16 protein-coding genes are annotated in these 19141 nt (G+C 69.4%); 2 read left to right on the forward strand and 14 right to left on the reverse strand.

Features of this window, described 5'->3' with window-relative positions; translation table 11 throughout:
- Position 1: 1 nt before the first annotated feature.
- The 7 genes from H576_RS0110520 to H576_RS0110550 all read right to left on the reverse strand — a co-directional run bounded on the left by H576_RS0110520 (position 2) and on the right by H576_RS0110550 (position 9786).
- The gene (locus H576_RS0110520) at positions 2-820 is read right to left on the reverse strand and encodes an N-acyl homoserine lactonase family protein (RefSeq protein WP_029150907.1); all 819 of its coding nucleotides are present in this window, start codon (positions 818-820) and stop codon (positions 2-4) included.
- Positions 813-1403 carry a TetR/AcrR family transcriptional regulator gene (locus H576_RS15395; RefSeq protein WP_036320509.1) on the reverse strand — a complete coding sequence of 197 codons (591 nt, stop codon included), beginning with the start codon at positions 1401-1403 and terminating at the stop codon, positions 813-815. Before H576_RS15395 ends, H576_RS0110520 begins: the two co-directional genes overlap by 8 nt.
- On the reverse strand, positions 1400-3076 hold the full coding sequence (gene atzF / locus H576_RS0110530) for an allophanate hydrolase (protein WP_029150908.1): 1677 nt from the start codon (positions 3074-3076) through the stop codon (positions 1400-1402). Before atzF ends, H576_RS15395 begins: the two co-directional genes overlap by 4 nt.
- Positions 3073-6672 (reverse strand): urea carboxylase, encoded by a 3600-nt coding sequence (gene uca, locus H576_RS0110535; RefSeq protein WP_029150909.1) that lies wholly within the window; start codon positions 6670-6672, stop codon positions 3073-3075. The genes atzF and uca overlap by 4 nt, the downstream gene beginning before the upstream one ends.
- On the reverse strand, positions 6669-7349 hold the full coding sequence (locus tag H576_RS0110540) for an urea amidolyase associated protein UAAP2 (protein WP_029150910.1): 681 nt from the start codon (positions 7347-7349) through the stop codon (positions 6669-6671). The genes uca and H576_RS0110540 overlap by 4 nt, the downstream gene beginning before the upstream one ends.
- 14 nt (positions 7350-7363) lie before the next feature.
- Positions 7364-8221 carry an urea amidolyase associated protein UAAP1 gene (locus tag H576_RS0110545; protein WP_051172617.1) on the reverse strand — a complete coding sequence of 286 codons (858 nt, stop codon included), beginning with the start codon at positions 8219-8221 and terminating at the stop codon, positions 7364-7366.
- A gap of 65 nt (positions 8222-8286) precedes the next feature.
- On the reverse strand, positions 8287-9786 hold the full coding sequence (locus tag H576_RS0110550) for a high affinity choline transporter 1 (protein WP_029150912.1): 1500 nt from the start codon (positions 9784-9786) through the stop codon (positions 8287-8289).
- A 172-nt stretch (positions 9787-9958) separates the two neighbouring features.
- Between H576_RS0110550 and H576_RS0110555 the strand changes: the two genes are divergently transcribed.
- Together H576_RS0110555 and H576_RS0110560 are read left to right on the forward strand one after the other, a co-directional pair.
- A complete protein-coding gene (locus H576_RS0110555) occupies positions 9959-10603 on the forward strand; it encodes a cyclase family protein (RefSeq protein WP_029150913.1) in 645 nt (214 codons plus the stop codon).
- Positions 10604-10611: 8 nt separating this feature from the next.
- Positions 10612-11292, forward strand: coding sequence for an alpha/beta fold hydrolase (locus tag H576_RS0110560; RefSeq protein WP_029150914.1), 681 nt, complete (start codon positions 10612-10614; stop codon positions 11290-11292).
- Positions 11293-11340: 48 nt separating this feature from the next.
- On the opposite strand, the gene H576_RS0110565 is transcribed toward H576_RS0110560, so the two are convergent.
- The 7 genes from H576_RS0110565 to H576_RS0110595 all read right to left on the reverse strand — a co-directional run bounded on the left by H576_RS0110565 (position 11341) and on the right by H576_RS0110595 (position 19126).
- Positions 11341-12600, reverse strand: coding sequence for an amidohydrolase family protein (locus H576_RS0110565; RefSeq protein WP_051172619.1), 1260 nt, complete (start codon positions 12598-12600; stop codon positions 11341-11343).
- 18 nt (positions 12601-12618) lie between these two features.
- Positions 12619-13380: an ABC transporter ATP-binding protein gene (locus H576_RS0110570; RefSeq protein ID WP_245559169.1), complete on the reverse strand. Its 762-nt coding sequence runs from the start codon at positions 13378-13380 to the stop codon at positions 12619-12621.
- Positions 13380-15110 carry a dipeptide/oligopeptide/nickel ABC transporter permease/ATP-binding protein gene (locus H576_RS15400; protein ID WP_156888203.1) on the reverse strand — a complete coding sequence of 577 codons (1731 nt, stop codon included), beginning with the start codon at positions 15108-15110 and terminating at the stop codon, positions 13380-13382. The genes H576_RS0110570 and H576_RS15400 overlap by 1 nt, the downstream gene beginning before the upstream one ends.
- Complete coding sequence (locus tag H576_RS0110580; protein WP_036320512.1) at positions 15103-16137, reverse strand: ABC transporter permease; 1035 nt, start codon at positions 16135-16137, stop codon at positions 15103-15105. The genes H576_RS15400 and H576_RS0110580 overlap by 8 nt, the downstream gene beginning before the upstream one ends.
- Before the next feature lie 83 nt (positions 16138-16220).
- The gene (locus H576_RS15405) at positions 16221-17783 is read right to left on the reverse strand and encodes an ABC transporter substrate-binding protein (protein ID WP_051172623.1); all 1563 of its coding nucleotides are present in this window, start codon (positions 17781-17783) and stop codon (positions 16221-16223) included.
- A gap of 127 nt (positions 17784-17910) precedes the next feature.
- Complete coding sequence (locus H576_RS0110590) at positions 17911-18324, reverse strand: cytidine/deoxycytidylate deaminase family protein (RefSeq protein ID WP_036320546.1); 414 nt, start codon at positions 18322-18324, stop codon at positions 17911-17913.
- A gap of 37 nt (positions 18325-18361) precedes the next feature.
- On the reverse strand, positions 18362-19126 hold the full coding sequence (locus tag H576_RS0110595) for an amidohydrolase family protein (RefSeq protein ID WP_029150919.1): 765 nt from the start codon (positions 19124-19126) through the stop codon (positions 18362-18364).
- Positions 19127-19141 lie beyond the last annotated feature (15 nt).

Consider the following 19141-nt stretch of genomic DNA (forward strand, 5'->3'; position numbering starts at 1 on the left):
CCTACGCCGCGCGGCGACCTACCTCGCGGTCGATCGCGCGACGCCACGGCTCCCAGTCGGGGTCATGACTCGGCCACACGGCGACGCCCGGAAGCCGGTCCAGCTCCGCGAGCCGCTCAAGAGCGAGCTTCGCCCGCCGTTCGCCGTCGAGCCCGACCGTCGATCCGCACGGGCGTCCCCCCTCGATGTTGGAGCGCAGATCCGCCGCGTCGCCCGCGAGCACCACGGTTTCGTCGGACAGCTCGATCACCACGGACTGATGGCCGGGGGTATGCCCCGCCGTGTCGATCACCTGCAGCCCGTCCGCAAGCTCCGCATCGCCGTCGAGGAGGGTCGTCGTCACGCCGGCGCGGATGATGTCGTCACGGAACAGGAATGCCGACCGCTGGTCTTCGACGGTGCGCGCGTAGTCGTGCTCTCCGCGCTGCAGCATAAGCGGTTGGTGCGGTTCCAGCATGCGGATCCCGCCAGTGTGATCGAAGTGCGCGTGCGTCAGAACGAGACCGGCACAATCGGCCCATTCGAGTCGTGCGGCGGCGACCTGATCGACGAGCGGATCACCGGCGGGCACGACCGGTGCGTAGTTCTCGTAGCCGAAGCTCCGCAGCCGTGCCTCCCTGTCCCGAATGCGCCGGGGGTCGAAGCCGCCGTCCACCAGGACCCAGCCCTTCTCGAACTCGATCGCCGCCGCGGTGACCGGCTCGAGTAGCCAGCGGTAGTCGCTGCCACCGGCCACCGACATCGCCTCCGACACGGCCTCGTACGCGAGGACGAAGGGGATCAGTCGCTGCGGTCGGCCTACAACGGCGAGGTCAGGCATGCGCCGCCCCGGCGATCAGGAGGCAGGCACGAGCGATCTCCTCGACGATGCCGTCGATCACCGCGCCGTCGCGACGAAGACCTATCACCGACTCGACCTGATGGATGCATAACCGCCCGCGCAGATGCGATGCGCGGGGCGAGATGCGTGCGACGAGCGACAGGTAGACCTGCGTCAGCTCCTCGCGCGCCTCGCGAAAGGGATCGAACGGCTGCGCGGCGACCTCGGGCGAAAGATAGAGGATGCCGATGTTGTGCGGATCGTCGAGAAGCGTCTCGACATCGGCGCGCACGAGGCGGTCGAGCGCTTCGACCGGATCCGGCAGGTCGACGAGTTCACGTGCACGCTCGATCGTGGGCGTCACGGAGCCGAGAAGAAGCTCCAACAGGATGTCTTCTTTGTTCGCGAAGTGGTAATAGATCGTCGCCTGGCGCAGCCCGGCCGCGTCGGCGATCTGCCGTGTGCTGGTGCCGGCGAAGCCGCCGGTGGCGAAGAGGCGGGCGGCGGCGGCGAGGACATCCTCGCGCGCCGATGCGCCCACCTTCGCCGGTGTCGCCCGCGGGCGCCCGATCGGAGAGGTCATGCAGTCAGTGTGTCGAGATAATCCCGCCAGCCGCCGAATTCGCTGATGTCCCGCGCGCCGCCCGTCGCGACGGGCTCGCACTGGAACCCGGTCACCGCCGTTCCATCCTCGAGGGAGATCTGACCGACCGCCATGGGCTGCGGCAGCGCGGCGACGAACCGCCCGAACCCCGCGGCGGGCAGGCGCCAGACCTCGCCGAGGATCGGCGCCCCGCCCTCGGCGACGCGCTCCAGGCCAGGCTTCGGCGGCACCGTGTCGAGGGCATACATGCGGTACTCCGGAGCGGTGCGCGTCTCGCGCAGGAACGTCGCGCCCGCCGCCACCAACTGATGGTTGAGGGGCTGGCCCGACAGGTGCGCTCCGACGACGAGTACGTCGAGGGCGGGCGCCTGGATCAGCCGGCCGATCTCGGCGAGGGTGCGGTCGGCGAACGCAGCTCCCGTCAGCATGACGCCGAACGGCAGGCCGCCTACGATTCCCGCAGGAACGGCGAGGGCGCTGAGATCCATGAGGTTCGCGAAGTTCGTGTAGCGGCCCATCTTGGAATTCGCGCCGATGGGGTCCGCCGCCACCTCATCGAGCGTCGGGTGCCAGGTCGTCGTGGGGGTGAGCAGCGCGACCGCTCCGTCCAGGCGGCCGAGGCCCTCAAGCTTCAGGCGGTCGAGCGTCTCGCGGTCGCGGAAGTACTGCGTCGCAGTCTGGGCGTCGCCCCCGAGCACGATCTGCGCGACCGTCGGGTCGATGTCGGGCCCCACGAGAGCGGGGTTGTCGCGGATGAAGTCGCCGACGGCCGCCGTGCGCTCGGCGACGAACGCGCCCCCGTACAGCAACGCCGCCGCGTCAAGCAAGGGGGCGATGTCGACCTCGACGATCTCGACGCCGGCTGATTCGAGCTGCGCCACGACGCCCTCGAACGCCTCCGCCCATCCCTCGGCGAGACCGTCGAGGTGCTCGGCCGTGGGCACCGCGATACGCGGAGCGGCGTCGAGGGGCGCGGCCGGCAGGTCGGTGCGGCAGCGCGGATCGACACCGTCGGGGCCCGACATGATCTCGATCGCCCGGCGGCCGAGGGCGAGGTCGCGCGCGAACACGGTGACGCAGTCGAGCGATCGGCATGCCGGCACGACGCCCGTGGCCGGCACGAGGCCGATCGTGGGTTTGATGCCGACGATGCCGTTGAGTGCGGCGGGCACGCGTCCGGATCCGGCGGTGTCGGTGCCGAGCGAGATGTCGACCAGACTCAGCGCCACGGCCACCGCCGACCCGGAGCTCGATCCGCCGGAGATCCGGTCGGGGCGCCAGGCGTTGCGCACGGGCCCGTACGGGCTGCGCGTGCCGACGAGTCCCGTGGCGAACTGGTCGAGGTTGGTCTTGCCGAGCACGATGGCTCCGGCGATCCGCAGCCGTTCCACGGCGGGCGCGTCAACCGCGGGCGAGTACGCATATGCGGGGCTCCCCGCCGTCGTGGGCAGCCCCGCGACGTCGATGTTGTCCTTCACGGCGACGAGCACGCCGGCGAGCGGCAGCCGCTCCCCCGCGGCCACGCGCGCGTCGATCTCCGCTGCCTCGGCTCGGACGTCCTGCTCCTCGCGCAGCGCGATCCAGATCTCGGGCCGGTCGGCCTGTCGGATCCGGGCATACGCCTCGTCGATCTTCGTCACTGCAGTCTTCATGCGGCCTCCACCGCGGCGAGCACCTGGCCCGCCGCAACCTGTTCGCCGGGGCGCACATAGATCTCGGCCAGGCGGCCGTTCACGGGTGCGCTCACGGGGTTCTCCATCTTCATCGCCTCGAGCACCATGACCGTCTGGTCGATCTCGAGAGTGTCGCCCGGTCGGGCGTCAACCTTCCATACGCTCGCCGCGAAGGGCGCCGTGACGGGAACGCAGTCATCGGGCACGACGATCTCCTCGGCCTCGGGGGTGGCCCGTTGCGCCGCCTCCTGGCGATCGAATTCGCCGGCCGCGCGCCACGCGTCCTTCTCGACCGCGAACGCCGCCTGCTGGCGGTCTCGGAAGGCGGCGATCGAGTCGGCCTCGCGATCGAGCATCCGCTCGTACGGGGCGAGGGCGAACGTGCCCTCCTCGACGCGGAAATCACCGCGCCCCGCGTCGACCTCGGCCCGCAGATCGAGCAGCTCGTCGGCTGTGACCTCGTACCACTTGATGCGATCAAACAGGCGCAGCGCCCAGGGGTGCTCGTGGAACAGGCCGCCCGTCCGGAATCGGTTCCACACCTGCACGGTGCGCCCCACGAACTGATAGCCGCCGGGCCCCTCCATGCCGTAGATGCACATGTACGCACCGCCGATGCCGACCGAGTTCTCGGCCGTCCAGGTACGAGCGGGGTTGTACTTCGTCGTGACGAGGCGGTGGCGCGGATCGACGGGGGTGGCGACGGGCGCACCCAGGTAGACGTCGCCCAAGCCGAGCACCAGGTAGTCGGCGTCGAAGACGATGCTCTTCACGTCGTCGACCGAATCGAGGCCGTTGACACGGCGGATGAACTCGATGTTCCACGGGGTCCAGGGCGCGTCGTCGCGCACGCTCGACATGTACCGATCGATTGCGAGACGCGTGGCCGGATCGTCCCAGGACAGCGGCAGGTGCACGGTGCGCGACGGCACCTCGAGCTCTCGCGTGGCCGGCAGGTTCTCCTCGATCTCGCCGAGCAGATCCAGTAGCCGTGACGCACGCAGCACGGACGGATCGGTCTGGATCTGCAGCGACCGGATGCCCGCCGTGAGGTCTCGCACCCCGGCGGGCTGCGCCTCGCGGATCCGCTGTTCGAGCGCGTGCACGCGCATCCGCAACCCGAGGTCGAGCTCCATGTCGCCGTACTCGATGAGGATGTTGTCGTCGCCGTCGCGTCGATACGTGACCGACGGGGCGAGCACGGCACCGCCCTCGGTGATCGCCCCACGGCGCGCGAGCACACCGTCGTCGCCATCTCCCGACGCGGATCCGGGGATCAGCGTCGCCCCGAACTCAGCGGCTCGCTCTTCGCGCACGGGCACGAAACGCACCGTGTCGCCGGGCCGCAGCTGACCGACCTTCCACAGTTCGCCGCTCGCCACGACCGCCGGGCAGACGAAGCCGCCGAGGCTGGGGCCGTCCGGGCCCAGGATGATCGGGGTGTCGCCGGTGAAGTCGAGCGCGCCGACCGCATACGCGGTGTCGTGGATGTTCGACGGGTGCAGCCCGGCCTCGCCACCGTCCTCGCGCGCCCAGGCAGGTTTCGGGCCGCGCAGCCGCACGCCCGTGCGAGCCGACTGAGCGTCGACCTCGTAGACCGCGGCGTACAGCTCGTCGATGTCGGTGCGCGTGAAGAATTCGGGTGCCGCATGTGGGCCTTCCGTCACCCCGATGACCCAGTCGTGCGTGGCGACGGTGCGGCGCTCGATCGGGGCCTCGCGCTGCGCGCCCGATCCCGCGGATCCGACGTACAGTACGTCTCCCGCGATCAGGGCCCGCCCGCCGTGGCCGCCGAAGCCGCCCAGGGTGAATGTCGACGCGCTGCCGAGGTAGGCGGGAACATCGATCCCGCCCCGCACCGCGAGATACGCCCGCATACCGACGGCCGCGGTGCCGATCGCCAGCGTGGCGCCGGCGGGGACCGTGACGGGACGCCACAGCGGAACCGCGGATCCGTCGATCGTGACGGGCGCATCGGCCCCCGTCACGCAGACGGTCGCCTCCGCCGCAAACCTCAGGCGCGGGCCCGACATCGTGATCTCGAGACCCGGCGCGCCCTCGGGGTTCCCGACGGCGAGGTTGGCCTCACGCAGCGACACGGAGTCCATCGGGCCCGACGGAGGCACCCCGACCGACCAATAGCCGACGCGTCCCGGCAGATCCTGCACCGTCGTCATGAGGCCGGGCACGAGCACGTCGATGCGGGGGCCGATCCCCACCGTGAGGTCTTCGTCGCGCAGGGTGCCGGTGTGGTGTGTGTTGTCGCGGAACGCGGGCAGATCGCACAGCGCCCGAAGCAGGCGGCGCCCCGTGACGATGCCATCGATGCGCGTCTCGTCGAGGGCACCTGCCAGCAGGTCGATCGCCCCATCACGGGTATCGGTGTGGGCGATGATCTTCGCGAGCATCGGGTCGTAATCGGGTGTGACGACGAGCCCCGTCTCGATCCAACCGTCGACGCGCACGCCCGCGCGCTCGGGAAAGACGGCATGAGTGACCAGGCCCGGCGACGGGGCGAAGTCGCGGGCCGGATCCTCCGCGTACACGCGCGCCTCGATCGCGTGCCCGGCGGGCTGGTGATCGGTCGCGAACAGCTCGTCGGGCAGCGCGGCTGCGCCGTCTCGGCCGAGCCGCAGCATCAGCTCGACGAGGTCGACGCCGAACACTGCTTCGGTGACGGGGTGCTCCACCTGCAGGCGCGTGTTCATCTCGAGGAACGCCGCCTCGCCGCGCACGGGGTCGTAGATGAACTCGATCGTGCCCGCCGATCGATAGTTCACGGAAGCCGCGAGGCGGCGGGCGGCCGCGTGCATCGCCCGACGCGCGGCCGGGGCGACGCCCGGCGCGGGCGCCTCCTCGACGACCTTCTGGTTGCGGCGCTGGAGCGAGCAGTCGCGGTCGCCGAAGATCGCGACGCGCCCCTCACCGTCGCCGAACACCTGCACCTCGACATGACGAGCACCTTCGACGAGTCGCTCGAGAAACACCCCGCCGGATCCGAAGTTCCGGTTCGCGAGCCCCGCGACGGCCGCGTACGCGGCGCGCACCTCATCGCCGGTGCGGCAAATGCTCATCCCGATCCCGCCGCCGCCGCCCGTGGCCTTCACCATGACGGGCAGGCCGACGCGCTCGGCCTCGGCGACCGCCTCGTCCGCCGACGCCAACAGCCCCGACCCGGGGAGCATCGGGACCGATGCGGCGAGCGCACGCTCGCGCGCGATGTGCTTGAGACCGAACTCGGTGATCTGCTCGGGAGTGGGCCCGATCCAGGCGATGCCGGCGGCCTCCGCAGCGCGTGCGGCGTCGATGTTCTCGGAGAGGAAGCCGTAGCCGGGGTGGATGGCACCGGCACCGGTCCGGATCGCGGCGTCGACGACGGCGTCGATGCGCAGGTACGACTCCGCCGCGGGGGCGGGCCCCAGCAACACGGCCTCGTCGGCCTCGCGCACGTGCGGGGCCGCGCGATCGGCCTCGCTGAACACCGCGACGGTCCGCAGCCCGAGGGCCTTGGCCGATCGGATGATGCGTCGGGCGATCTCGCCGCGGTTCGCGACGAGCAGGGTGTCGAACGTCATGCGCGGGTCACCATGACGCGCAACGGTGTGCAGTTGAAGTCGTTGCAGGGGTTGTTCATCTGGGGGCAGTTGGAGATGACGACCAGGACGTCCTTCTCAGCCCGTACCGCGACGCGGCGCCCCGGCGCCGAGATCCCGTCGACGATGCCGAGCGCGCCATCCTGCTCGACGGGCACGTTCATGAACCAGTTGAGGTTGGACACGAGATCGCGAGCGGTCAGGCCGTGCTTCGCGCCCTCGTAGAGGAAGTTCTCGCGGCAGCCGTGCTGATAGACGGTGTGGTGTCCGTAGCGCAGCGAGTTCGATTCCTTGCCGCAGGCCCCGCCGATGGTGTCCTGGCGGTCGACCTCGTTGCCGACGACCGTCATCAGCGGCTCACCTCGGTTCGATCGCAGCACCGTTCCCTCCACGACGTACGCGTTGCCCTGCCACGCGAGCGTGTCGGGCACGCTGTAGCGCTCGGACGTGTCGTCCGCGGAGAAGATGAGACAGTCGCCCGACTGGTTGCCGCCCACGTCGACGAGGGTGAGCACGTCGCCAGAGGCCACGACGGCGGCCCAGGACTCCCGGGCGCCGATCGTCTCGTCGAGCACGAGCTCGCCGGGAACCACCGGCTCGGACCAGTCGAGGACCGATTCCGGCGCGTACACGGGACGGGGAGGAACGGTGGTGATCATCGGTGTTCTGCCCTTCACATTCCGGCGAGCGCCGCGTAGGCGATCGAGTTGCGGTAGGCGCGTTCGCGCTCGGGGCTCGCGACGAAAGCATCGTCGCCCGGTTCGGTGGGAGCCGACGACCAGGCGCTGACGCGCAGCGGGCCCACGATGTAGTCCTCGCGCGGATCGCGCGGGTGGGGCGCGTTCGCGATGAGCACGATGAGCGGCAGCTCGGCGAGGAGATCGATGTGCGTTCCCGCGCCCGCGGATCCCAGCCAGCGGAAGGATCCGTCATCTTCGACGCGCACCCCCTGGAAGAAGGTCACCGCCGGCGGCAGGTCTCGCCGCGTGAGGCCGTGCTTCGCTCCGGCCATCGCGAGCAGCGCGGAGCCCGCGGGCGACGCGCTCTCCGGCGTGCCGTCGCCGTACTTCGCGCGGTTCCACGCCTCGCTCGATGACCCACAGAAGGCGTCGTGCCGCCCGGAGGTGTCGTCGAGCAGCGTCGCCAGCACACGCCCGTCGCCCGACAGCAGCGGGTGGTTCGTGGTCATGTACGCCTGCCACGGGATCTTCTGGCTGTCGGCGACGTTCAGCCGCTCGCTCGGGTTGACGGCGTTCAGCACGATCACGCTCGCGCAGGCGTCTCCCGTCGGGTCTTCGAGCCGGATCCGCGTGCCGCGCGCGACCCGCAGCTGCGTGTATCCGCCCGGCGCGACGGTCTCCGACCACGTCAGGGCATCGGGCGCCACGCCCTCGGGCGGGCATGGGGCCCCGGAGGCCGGGATGTATGGCATCCACTCGGATGTCGTCGCGCGGCCGCGCGCGTCCGAACGGGCGCGGCCGACGCTGCCGAGCACCTCGCGGCGCCCCATGTTATCGATCTCGAGGGCCATTATTCGCGCCTTTCTGTCGAGTGATCGGAAGTCAATCGGACTCATGTTGCCGGCGTGTTTCCCGCTCACGCCCCCACCGTCTGGAGGTTCTCGGTCGAGATGCGCTCGCGCACGCGCTCCGACACGGCATCCTCTCGGGAGCTGCGAGGCGACACCCACGCGATGACGAGGAAGGTCGCATAGCTGATCGCGAAGGCGACGAGCGTGGCCCAGCCGTCGAACTCCGGCCCGACGAGTGAGTTCGGGATGTAGAGGATGTCGTTGTCGACGCCGTAGAGCGTGGGGGTGACGGCGAGGAAGGCGAGCCGCACGACCAGGCCCACCACGGCAGAGATCTGCACGGCTCGCGCCCCCGGGCGCTTCCAGAACACCCCGGTGATGAAGGGGCCGGCGAGGCACGCAAGCATGAGGTCGAAGGCGAGGGTCAGCAGAACGCCCGTCTGGCTGATCCGGATGGCCAGGAACGCGCCGGCGACCACGATCGGCACCATGGCGAGGCGGGTCCACCTGAGGAGCGGATCCGGGCCCGTGCTCGCCGGCGTGCGGTGCACCTGGAAGATGTTGCGAACCACGATCGCGCTCGTCGCGAGGATCGCGCCCGATGCCGTCGAGAACGAGGCCGCGACGATGCCCGACAGTACGAGGATCGCGAGAAGCGGCGGAGCCCAGCCGTCGAGCAGCTGATAGAGCACGGGGCCGTCGTCCGACGTGAGCCCGAGCACCGAGTGAGCAGTCAGGGCGACGAGCGCGAAGATCACGCCGACGACCGTGGTGAGCCCCGCAGCCGCAAAACACGAGCGGCGCGCGACCTCCGGCGACTTCGCACCGAACACGCGCTGCATGAAGTCGATCGCCACGATGTCACCGATGCCCAGAGAGATCAGCGTCGCCCAGTTGATCGCGGCACCCGCCGAGGAATCGGTGAGCTGTTCGACGTCGAACGGGCCCATACCCTCGGGAACGACGATCCCGAAACTGAGCGCCACCCAGACCAGCAGCGAGATCGATGCGACGACCGTGATCGCCGTCTGGATGGCAGCAGTGTAGGCGTCGGAGAAGAGGCCGCCCGCCACGGTGTACGCGAACACCAGCCCGACCGTGAGGATGACGCCCCACGAATAGGGGATCATCGCGAACCGCTCCAGCAGGAATCCACACGCCACGAGGTTGCCCGCGAGTAGCACGGTGAACGAGATGACCATGATGATGCCGGCGAAGACCTCTGTGCCGCGGCTGTAGCGCATGCGGAAGTAGTCGGCGAGGGTGAACAGCTTCATGCCGTTGAGCGGCTTCGCGAGGAAGATGCCCGTCAGCAGCAGGCAGATCGCCAACCCAAGAGCGAGGGATGCTCCCGACCAGAAGCCGAGGTCTGCCGTGAGGTCGGTGTTGCCGACGGTCGCATTGGCGTCCACAGCAGCCGCCGCGATCGACACCGACACGAGAGGGATGCCGAGGCTGCGCCCCGCCACGAGGAAGTTGGCGCTGTCGCCGTCGACGCGTCGAGCGACCATGACGCCGACAATGAGGACGACCAGGACCGTGAGGCCCACTCCGAGGATGATCATTCGCTGCTCCTGTCAGCCAGAGACGGGTTTCTATCGAGTGATCGAAACTCTCCGACACGCATGATTCAGCGAGTCGCCGGGTGTGTTGCGGCGCCGTGAACTCACTCTCAAGATCGCGACGCATTGGATCCAATTTACTATTCCAAGGATCCAATGCCGTTAGCATCGTCGCATGACGACACGCGAACCGATCGACCTCAGCATCGCCGTCCACCCAGAGATGCTGCACTGGGGCCGCCGACCGACCTACGAGATGGTGGAGGAGATCGGTCCCACCAACCCAAGCGAGGTGTCGCGCTGGCTCATCGGCGCACACACGGGCACCCACGTCGATGCTCCGAGCCACTTCATCACGGGCGGGACGACCGTCGACCGCATTCCCATCACGCACACGGTGGGCCCGGCGCGCGTACTCGACCTCACGCACGTGGCGAAGGAGATCACCGCGGACGATCTCGTTGCCGCAGGCGCCGCAGGCGCGACACGGCTCCTCTTCAAGACCCGCAACTCCACCGATGCCCTCACCCGTAATGTGCGCAGCGAGACCTGGGTCGGCCTCGGCCCCAGTGGGGCTCGGTGGCTCGCCGACAACGGAGCTACCCTCGCCGGCCTCGACTACATGACGATGGAAGCCCCCGACCATACGGTCGAGTGGCCGACGCACGTCATCCTCTGCGGAGCGGGAGTCGTGATCCTCGAGAACGCCGACCTCGCGCTCGTCGACCCCGGTGACTACGAGCTCGTGTGCCTGCCCGTGCCCTTCGAGGGGCGCGAAGCGGCCCCCGCCCCCGCGGTCCTACTGCCGCTCGCCGCGTGAGCCGGGCCATGCACATCGTTCTGGTACATGGCATGGGCGGGTCCGCGAGCTCCTGGTCGTCGGTCGCACCGCTTCTCGATGTGCGGGGAATCTCGTACTCCATCGCCGACAACTGGTCGCAGTCTCTCGCCGAGGACGTGGCGACCGTGGAGCGGCTCATCGCCGATGCGAGCGAGCCGGTGCTGCTCGTGGGCCATTCGTACGGCGGCGCGGTGATCACCGGTGCCGGCCGACACGCGGATGTGCGAGGGCTGGTCTACGTCTCGGCGTTCGGCCCCGCCGAGGGCGAGACGATCAACAGCATCGTCGAGAGCTATCCACCCGCGACGGTTTCGACGTTCTTCGATCGCGGTGACGATGGCGCGTGGATCCCTCAGGACGGCCCCGCGGCACGCGAGGCTCTCGCATGGGACGTTCCTGACGAGATCTGGCTACGCGAGCAGCACGACAAGCGCGTCTCGTCGAATGAGATCTTCCGCACCCCGGCCGGCGTGCCGGCGTGGGCGTCGAAGCCCGCCTGGTACATGGTCGCCACGCAGGATCAGCACATCGTCGTCGAGGCGCAGCGCGACATGGCTGCGCGCATGAACGCCACCGTCGTGGACGTCGGCACGACGCACGCGATCCAGCACGTACAACCGCAGTGCGTGGTCGACACGATCGAACAGGCGATCGCGATGCTCAGCTGATCGAACGCGAGTGGCCCCGACCGAACAGTCGGGGCCACTCGCGTTCGATCAGGCGGCGAGGCGGTCGACGACCGCGCAACCCGACTGCAGGACGAGCCGGACTGCGGCGTCAGCGCACATGCCGATCGGATCGGAGAGGGGATCGACGTCGGTCACGACGAGATCCGCCGTTTTGCCCTCCTCGATCGAACCGATCCGATCGTCGAGACCCAGCAGCCGCGCCCCCGTCAGGGTGCCGGCGCACACGGCCTCAAGCGGGGTCAGGCCCGCCTCGACGAGCCAGGCCAGTTCTCGCAGGTTGCGCCCGTGCGGATGCACGCCCGCGTCGGTGCCCATCGCGAGGGTGACTCCCGCCGTCACCGCGCGACGGATCGAGTCCAGACCCCGCTGACGCAGCGCCTCGCGCGCGGCGAGTCGGGCGGGCGTCACCTGGTCGGGGGCGAGCTCGCGCATCAGCGTCGAGAGTGTGGGGATCAGAACCGTGCCGCGGTCGACCATCAGCTGGATCGTCTCGTCGGACATGTCGTATCCGTGTTCGACGCTGGCAGCGCCGCCGAGCACTGCGGCGCGCACGCCGGCGTCGGTCAGCGCGTGCGCGGTGACGGTCGGACGACGATCGCGCCCCGCCAGCAGGCTCACGACCAGGCGCACCTGCTGCTCGGTGAGGCCCGCCTCATCGGTGGGCTTACCGGCACCGCCCGAGGTGCAGACCTTGATCACATCGGCTCCCGATCGCAGCAGCGACCGCACCATCGTGACGATGTCGGCGTCCGTGTCGACGACGCCCGCCGGCGGGGTGCCGGGGCGCACGGCCCACGCCGGCAGCGCGCCGTTCGGCAGGACCGGATCGGCGTGCCCGCCCGTCGGCGAGAGCATCGAAAGCGCCAGGTGGAGTCGCGGGCCGATCGCGCTGCCGGCCGCGATCGCGTTGCGGTAGCCCGGGGTGAGGCCGTCGAGGTCTCGCGCCGTCGTGATGCCGGCAGCGAGCGTCTTCTCGAGTACCCGCCCGACCGCGAACACCGACTCCTCGATGAACTGGCCGCGCTGGGTTTCGGCGTCTGTATCGACCATCGAGAGGTGCACATGGGCATCGACGAAGCCCGGCATCAGGTGCCGGCCCGCGAGGTCGACGACCTGCGCGTCGGCGACGGCGATGTCCCGCCGGGGCCCCGCGAAGGCGATCGCCCCGTCGCGGACCTCGACCTCGGAGTCGGGCACAGGCGCGGCACCCGTCCCGTCGATGAGCGTGGCTCCGACATAGCGGGTCACGCCGGACCGGATCGGGACCGCTGGCAGCAGAACGGGCATCGGACTCCTTCGTTGCGGTCAGTCGGCGAGCGAGAATCGCGGCGACCCCGGGTCGGCGTCGAGCAGTCGCCGCGTGTAGGGGTGCTGCGGGTTCGCGTAGATCTGCTCGACGGGGCCCGCCTCGACGACCCGGCCTCCGTAGAGCACCATGATCTCGTCGCTCACGCGCTGCACGACGGCGAGGTTGTGCGAGATGAAGATCATTGTCAGCCCGAGGGAGCGTTTGATGTCGGCCAGCAGATCGAGGATCTGCGCCTGCACCGACACGTCGAGCGCCGACGTGATCTCGTCGGCGATCACGAGGCTCGGGTCGATGATGAGGCCGCGTGCGATCGCGACGCGCTGGCGCTGCCCGCCCGAGAACTCATGTGGGAACCGGTCCATCATGTCGGCAGACAGCCCCACGCGTTCGAGCCAGGAGACGATCAGGTCACGATTCGCGCGCACGCGGGCGCGGCGCGGCTCGATGGCCTCGGCGAGGGCCTGGCCGATCGTGCGTCGCGGTGAGAGCGAGGAGTACGGGTCCTGCGGAATCAGCTGGGTGCTCCGCCGGTAGTCGCGGAGAGCGCCGTGTTTGAGACCTCGGACGTCGACGCCGTCGACGACGACGCTGCCGCTCGAGATCGGCGTGGTCCCAACGAGAGCGCCCGCGAACGTCGACTTTCCGGATCCCGATTCCCCCACGACGCCGACCGTCTTCCCGCGGGCGAGCTGCAGGTCGACCCCCGAGAGCACCCGCGTGCGCCCGTATGCGACGGCCAGCCCCGCCACGTCCAGCATCAGTTCCGCCATTCCGCGCTCTCCGCAGGTCCGCCCGCCGCGATCGAGACGACAGGTGTCGCCGCGAGCAGCTTCTTCGTATAGGGGTGCTGCACCGAATCGTGCGCCAACGCGCCCATGTCGTCGATCTGCTCGACGATCTCGCCGTCCTTCATGACGAGCACGCGGTCGCACAGCGCCCGGACGACGCCGAGGTCGTGAGAGATGAACAGGACCGCGGTGCCCGACTCTTCGTTCATCCGCTTCAGGAGCGCCAGCACCTCTCGCTGGACCGTGACGTCGAGGGCCGTCGTCGGCTCGTCCGCGACGATGAGGTCCGGCTCGGTACTCATCGCCGAGGCGATCATCGCGCGCTGCTTCATACCGCCCGAGAGCTGATGCGGGTACTGGCGCAGCCGCCCCTCCGGATCCGTCAGCCGGACGCGACGGAACCAGGAGAGCACGCGGGCGATCGCGTCGTACCGCGTCTGACCCAAGTGGATCCGCAGGACGTCCGACAGCTGGATCGCGAGGATCATGGACGGATTGAGGGCCGTTCCCGGGTCCTGATAGATGAGACCGATCCGCTTGGCGAGCGCCTTCGGCGGCACGTCCCCGAGCAGGTCGGTGTCGCCGAGCCGCAGCCGTTTCGCCGATGCGTCCAACCCCTCCGCGACGAGGCGCGACACGACCGACGCTGTGAGCGACTTGCCGGAGCCCGACTCGCCGACGATGCCGAGCACCTCGCCGCGCGAGATGGTGAAGGAGACGCCCTTGACGATCTCGCGCCCCGTCTCGCGGTGCGCGACGCGGATGTCGTCCGCGACGAGCAGCGCGTCGTGCTCCACGGGAGTCTGTTCCCCCGCGCCGGGGGCACGCCGCAACCGGGCGCGGGGCGTGCGCGTGCGCGGGTTCGACGCCGCGGCGAGGCCATCGCCGATCAGCAGGGCCGCCAGGGAGGTGAAGGTCAGCGCCACGGCGGGGCCGACGAGCACGATCGGATTGCTCGTCAGCTTGCTGAGCCCATCGCTCAGCAGGGTTCCCCAGTCGAACGACGGCGTCTGCGCGCCGAGGCCGAGGAAGGAGAGGCCCGAGATCTCGACGAGCGCGCCGCTGAACGCACCGGCGACCTGGATGAGGATCGGCTCCGCCATGTTCGGCAGCACGTGACGCGTCGCCACGAGATGCACGGGGACCCCCATGAGCCGGGCGGTCTCGACGTACTCGCTGGAGGCGATCTTCGAGGCGAGGTTCGCGGTGATGCGGGCGAAGCCCGCGATGTTGGCGACCGCGATGGCGAACACGACCTGCACCACGCCCTGCCCGAGGATCGCCGCGACGATGATCGCGACGAGCATCGTCGGGTAGCTGATCGCGAACTCGATCGCGCGCAGCCCGAATTCGCGGACGCGCCGCGGCGCGAGCCACACGCCGATTCCGATCGCGACTCCGATGATCGCCGACAGCGCGGTGGCGGAGATCGCCATGACCACGGTCGTGCGCGACGCGACCAGCGTCCGAAGGAGCATGTCGCGCCCGAGCGTGTCGGTTCCGAGCAGGTGCTCCGGGGAGGAGCCTTGGTTGGCGCCGTCGCCGATCGCCGACACCTGGCCGCCCCAGGCGAGGGGGGCGATGATCGCCGTCAGGAGCACCAGCCCGAACATCGCCAGCCCGAGGACGAGCGCGAAGCTCCACCGGATGCGACTGCGGCGCGGGGCCGCCTGTGGTGTCCTCGCCTGCAGTTCAGCCACGTTTCTCCCCCAGGGTCCGCGGATCGATGATGCCCAGCACGATGTCGATCACCAGCGTGATCAGGAGCGAGATGAGCCCGACGACGAACACCGCCGCGCGGATCACGGGGTAGTCCTTGTCGACCGAGATCGCCTGCACGATCACGCCGCCCAGCCCCGGCCACGCGAACACGGCCTCGGTGATGAGCGCGGATCCGAGCAGGGCCGTGAGGATGATGCCCGACAGGGTGAGCGCGGTCGTCAGCAGGTTGGGGAGCATGTGCTTCGCATAGAGCGTCATCGCGGGCAGTCGCCAGCCGCGCGCGGTGCGCATGTAGTCCTGCTCGAGGATGACGACGGTCTCCCGGCGGACGACGCGCGCAACGGAGCAGAGCCCGCTGATGGTCAGGGACATGATCGGCAGCACCGCCGTCCTGCCAAAGTCATACGCCGGCGAGTATGCCGGCGGCAGGACGTTGAGCCACACAGCGAAGATCACAACGAGCAGGGTCGCCATGATGTAGGTCGGGATCGACGAGATGATGCCGGTGACGAAGTTGAACGCGAGGTCGAGCCACCGGTGCCGATCCCCTCTCGTCATGACGCCGACCCACATGCCGAGGACGATGCCGGCGATCAGGAGGCCGATGACCGCGGCGAATGTGATCGACAGCGTGTACGGGGCGGCCGTCGCGACGATGTCCATCGCGGGCATCGAGTACCGGAACGAGTCGCCGAAGTCGCCGTGGAGAAGCCCCGTGACGTAGGTTCCGAACTGCGTCAGGAGCGGCTGGTCGAGACCGAGCTGCTCCCGGACGAGCTCCACCTGCTCCAGGGTCGCGTCCTGTCCCGCGATGGCGGTCGCCGGGTCGCCGGGAATCAGCTGGACGATGAGGAAGGTCACGAGGGTGAGGAGCACCACGTTGATGATGAGCCCCGCCGCGCGGCGGAGGAGGAACCTCCGCCACGCGCCCGACAGCGAGCTCGCTGTGATCTGGGGAGCGGGGCCGCTCGCGTCGATATCGGCGTCGGCCGAGACGATCGTCATAGGAACCAGGGCCTCTCGTGTTTCGTGCCGCGGAGGAGGGGCGGGTGGCCGAGCGGGATCGCTCGGCCACCCGAGGCCTCATGTCAGTCGACGATCCTCATCGCCGAGATGTCCCAGTACCCCGAGAAGACGTAGGTGGCGAAGCCCTCACGCGCGACCATCCGGTGCGTGTCCGTGACGAGCGGGATCATGTCAACCCGCTCCAGGATCGACCGCTGCGCGTCTTCCAGGTACCCGCACTGCTCGTCGGCGTCCTCGGCCGCGATGCCCTTCTCGTACAGTTCCACGCCCTCCGGGTTGTCGGAGAAGCTCACGTTCGTTCCGCCGTCGAGGTAGCTCGGGCCGAGGTACCTTGCGATGGACGGCGCGATGAGACCGGTCGTGGCGTTCTCGGCGGCCACGGCGACGTCCCACTTGTTCGGCTCGGTGCGCATCGTGGTCGTCCACTCCGCGGCGTCCAGGGCGGTGATCGTGACCTCCGCGCCCGCGGCTCGGAGCGACTCGGCCAGATACTCGGCCGCCGAATCCCAGTTGGTCATGATCAGCAGACGGATGGTCTGGCCGCTGAGCTCCTGCGATGCCGCGTCGACGTCGTACGTCTGCAGCAGCGACTCGTCTTCCAGGGCGCATGCGTACGTCGCCGAGTTGACCGTGTACTGCGAGGTGCCGAGCCCGTCGAGGCCCGCGTCATTGAACCCAGCGGGATCGATCGATTGGGCGACCGCCGTGCGCAGGTCCTGGTCGTCTTCGAACATGGCGCCGTCGGATTCGTTGAACACGAGGTTGTATGCCGAGCTCGCGAACTCCTCCACCGTGTATGCGTCGTCGTCTTCGAACTGCAGCGCGTTCGAGTCGTAGAACCGTGCGATGTCGACGCCGCCCGAGGTGAGCAGGTTGGCGCTCGTGTTCGAGTCCTCCTGCACCGAGAGGTTGATCGTCTCGGCAGGGCGACCTTCGACGTCCTCCCACGCGGGCCACGCGTCGTAGTCGTCGCGCAGCGTGTACTCCGCGCTGACGCCCGCCTTCGACGAGGTCAGCGTGTAGGGGCCGGACCAGGCGCCCTCGACGGTGCCGGCGGCGAGGCCATCGGGATCCGCGATGCCGGCGGGGCAGATGATACCCGTTCCGGGCCGCGTCACGCCGCCGAGCAGCTGCGAGTAGGGCTCCGACAGGGTGATCGTGAGCGTGCCGGCCTCGTCGTCGGGGGTGAACGTGGCGTCGCCCGACCCGAAGGCCTGGGTCTGCCACGTCTGCGCACCCGAGTCGTCGAGGCCGGTGAGATAGGTGAAGGAGTCGGCAACGACGGTCGGCGTGATCTCCGTGCCGTCCGAGCAGGTCGCGTCGTCGCGGATCGTGAAGACATACTCGGAGGCCGAGACGGCGTCCCAGTCGGTCGCGAGGCCTCCGACGTAGCCCTCGGTCTCGCCCTGGCGCAGCAGGGTGTCGAATCCGAGTCGCGCGACCGTCTGGTCTGCGTCAGCGCTGCCCCGAGCCGGATCAAAGGTCGAGGGCGCATACCAGAGCTCCGCGTTGATCGTGTCGGTCTCCGCCGAGGCCGACGACGCTCCGGAGGCCGAGCAGCCCGCCAGCGCCAGCGCCAGGCCAGCCACCGCGGCGATGCCGGCGATCATGCTGTTCTTCTTCATGTGGGGTTCTCTCCAGGCTGAGGCGACCACATGGGGTTCGGCCGCATCGGACAAATTGGATCCAATGCGTCAATATTGCATCCAATCATGTTTCTGGCGCATTACCTGCCCATGTGAATCGCGGCCGTCACCAGCCGCGGCGACGCTTCGCCGGCAGGAGCTCCGCCGCCGTCACGGCGCGCGTCTCGCCGCCGCGCGTCACCCACACCCGTGCGTCTGGCCAGTAGTCGGTGATCAGCTCCGCGCAGACACCGCACGGCTCGATCACGTGCTCCGTGTCGCCAGGGAGGCGCAGCACCGCCACGCAGGCGACGACGTCCGGCACCGCACCCGTCGTCGCGGCGTGCGCGAAGACGTTCCCCGCCGCGACACACTCCGCGCAGACCGAGCTGCGCCGCGCGGATCCGTCCACGTGCACGCCGAGCTGGATCGATCCGTCGCTCATGCGCATCGCCGCGACAACCTCGTGTCGACCCGCGACGTAGGCGCCCGCCAGCAGCGCCCGAGCCGCCGCGACGAGTTCCACATCGGCCGAGGACATGCTCGCCGGGATCTCAAGCGGCGGCCGGTCTGTCATGTCACGCCTCGATTCGCATCAGCCGTGCGTAGTTCCCGCCCTCGACAAGCGCGCGATCCGACGCATCAGGGATGGCCTTCTTGATCTTCAGCCGCTCGATGTCGAAGTCGGAGCCTGGCCATTCCGTGCCCATGAGCAGCTTCTCGGCGCCGAGACGGGCGTAGGCACGCCTGACGTCCGCCATGAGCGTCGCCGAGGTCTCGAGGAAGACGTGCTCGTTGCGCTCGGCGACGATGATCGCCTCGGGGACGTTCCAGACCGCTCCCATGTGCGCGATGATCGTCGGCACATCGGGGTGCCCCTTCGCGATCTCCTCGATGGCGAACGGCGCGACGAAGGCGTCGTCGAGGGCGTTGATGATCACCGCCATGCCGTGGTCTGCGCAGGCGCGGAACACGGGGTCGAGCAGCCCGTGGTCGGCGACGTGGTAGCCGTGCATGCTGGGGTGCAGCTTCAGCCCGCGGATCCCCGCCTCTGCCATGCGGCGGATCTCGTCGATCGCGTCGTCGGCCTGCGGCATGACCTGGCCGAAGCCGATGAAGCGGTCGGGGTGCGCGTCCTGCATGCTGATGATGAAATCGTTCTCGATGCGCTGCGCGAGCGAGCACACCATCGCCATGTCGATGCCCGACTCGTCCATCGCCGTGAGGATGCGCTGCGGGTCGAACGGCACGTGGGCGGGGGGCTCCTCCCCCGGACGGGCACCCGTGAGGTAATCGGAACGTCCGCGAACGTCCTGAGTTGTGTTGTAGGCGTCGATGATCATGTGCGGTTCCTCTCG

The organism is Microbacterium indicum DSM 19969 (assembly GCF_000422385.1).
GTDB classification, from domain to species: Bacteria; Actinomycetota; Actinomycetes; order Actinomycetales; family Microbacteriaceae; genus Microbacterium; species Microbacterium indicum.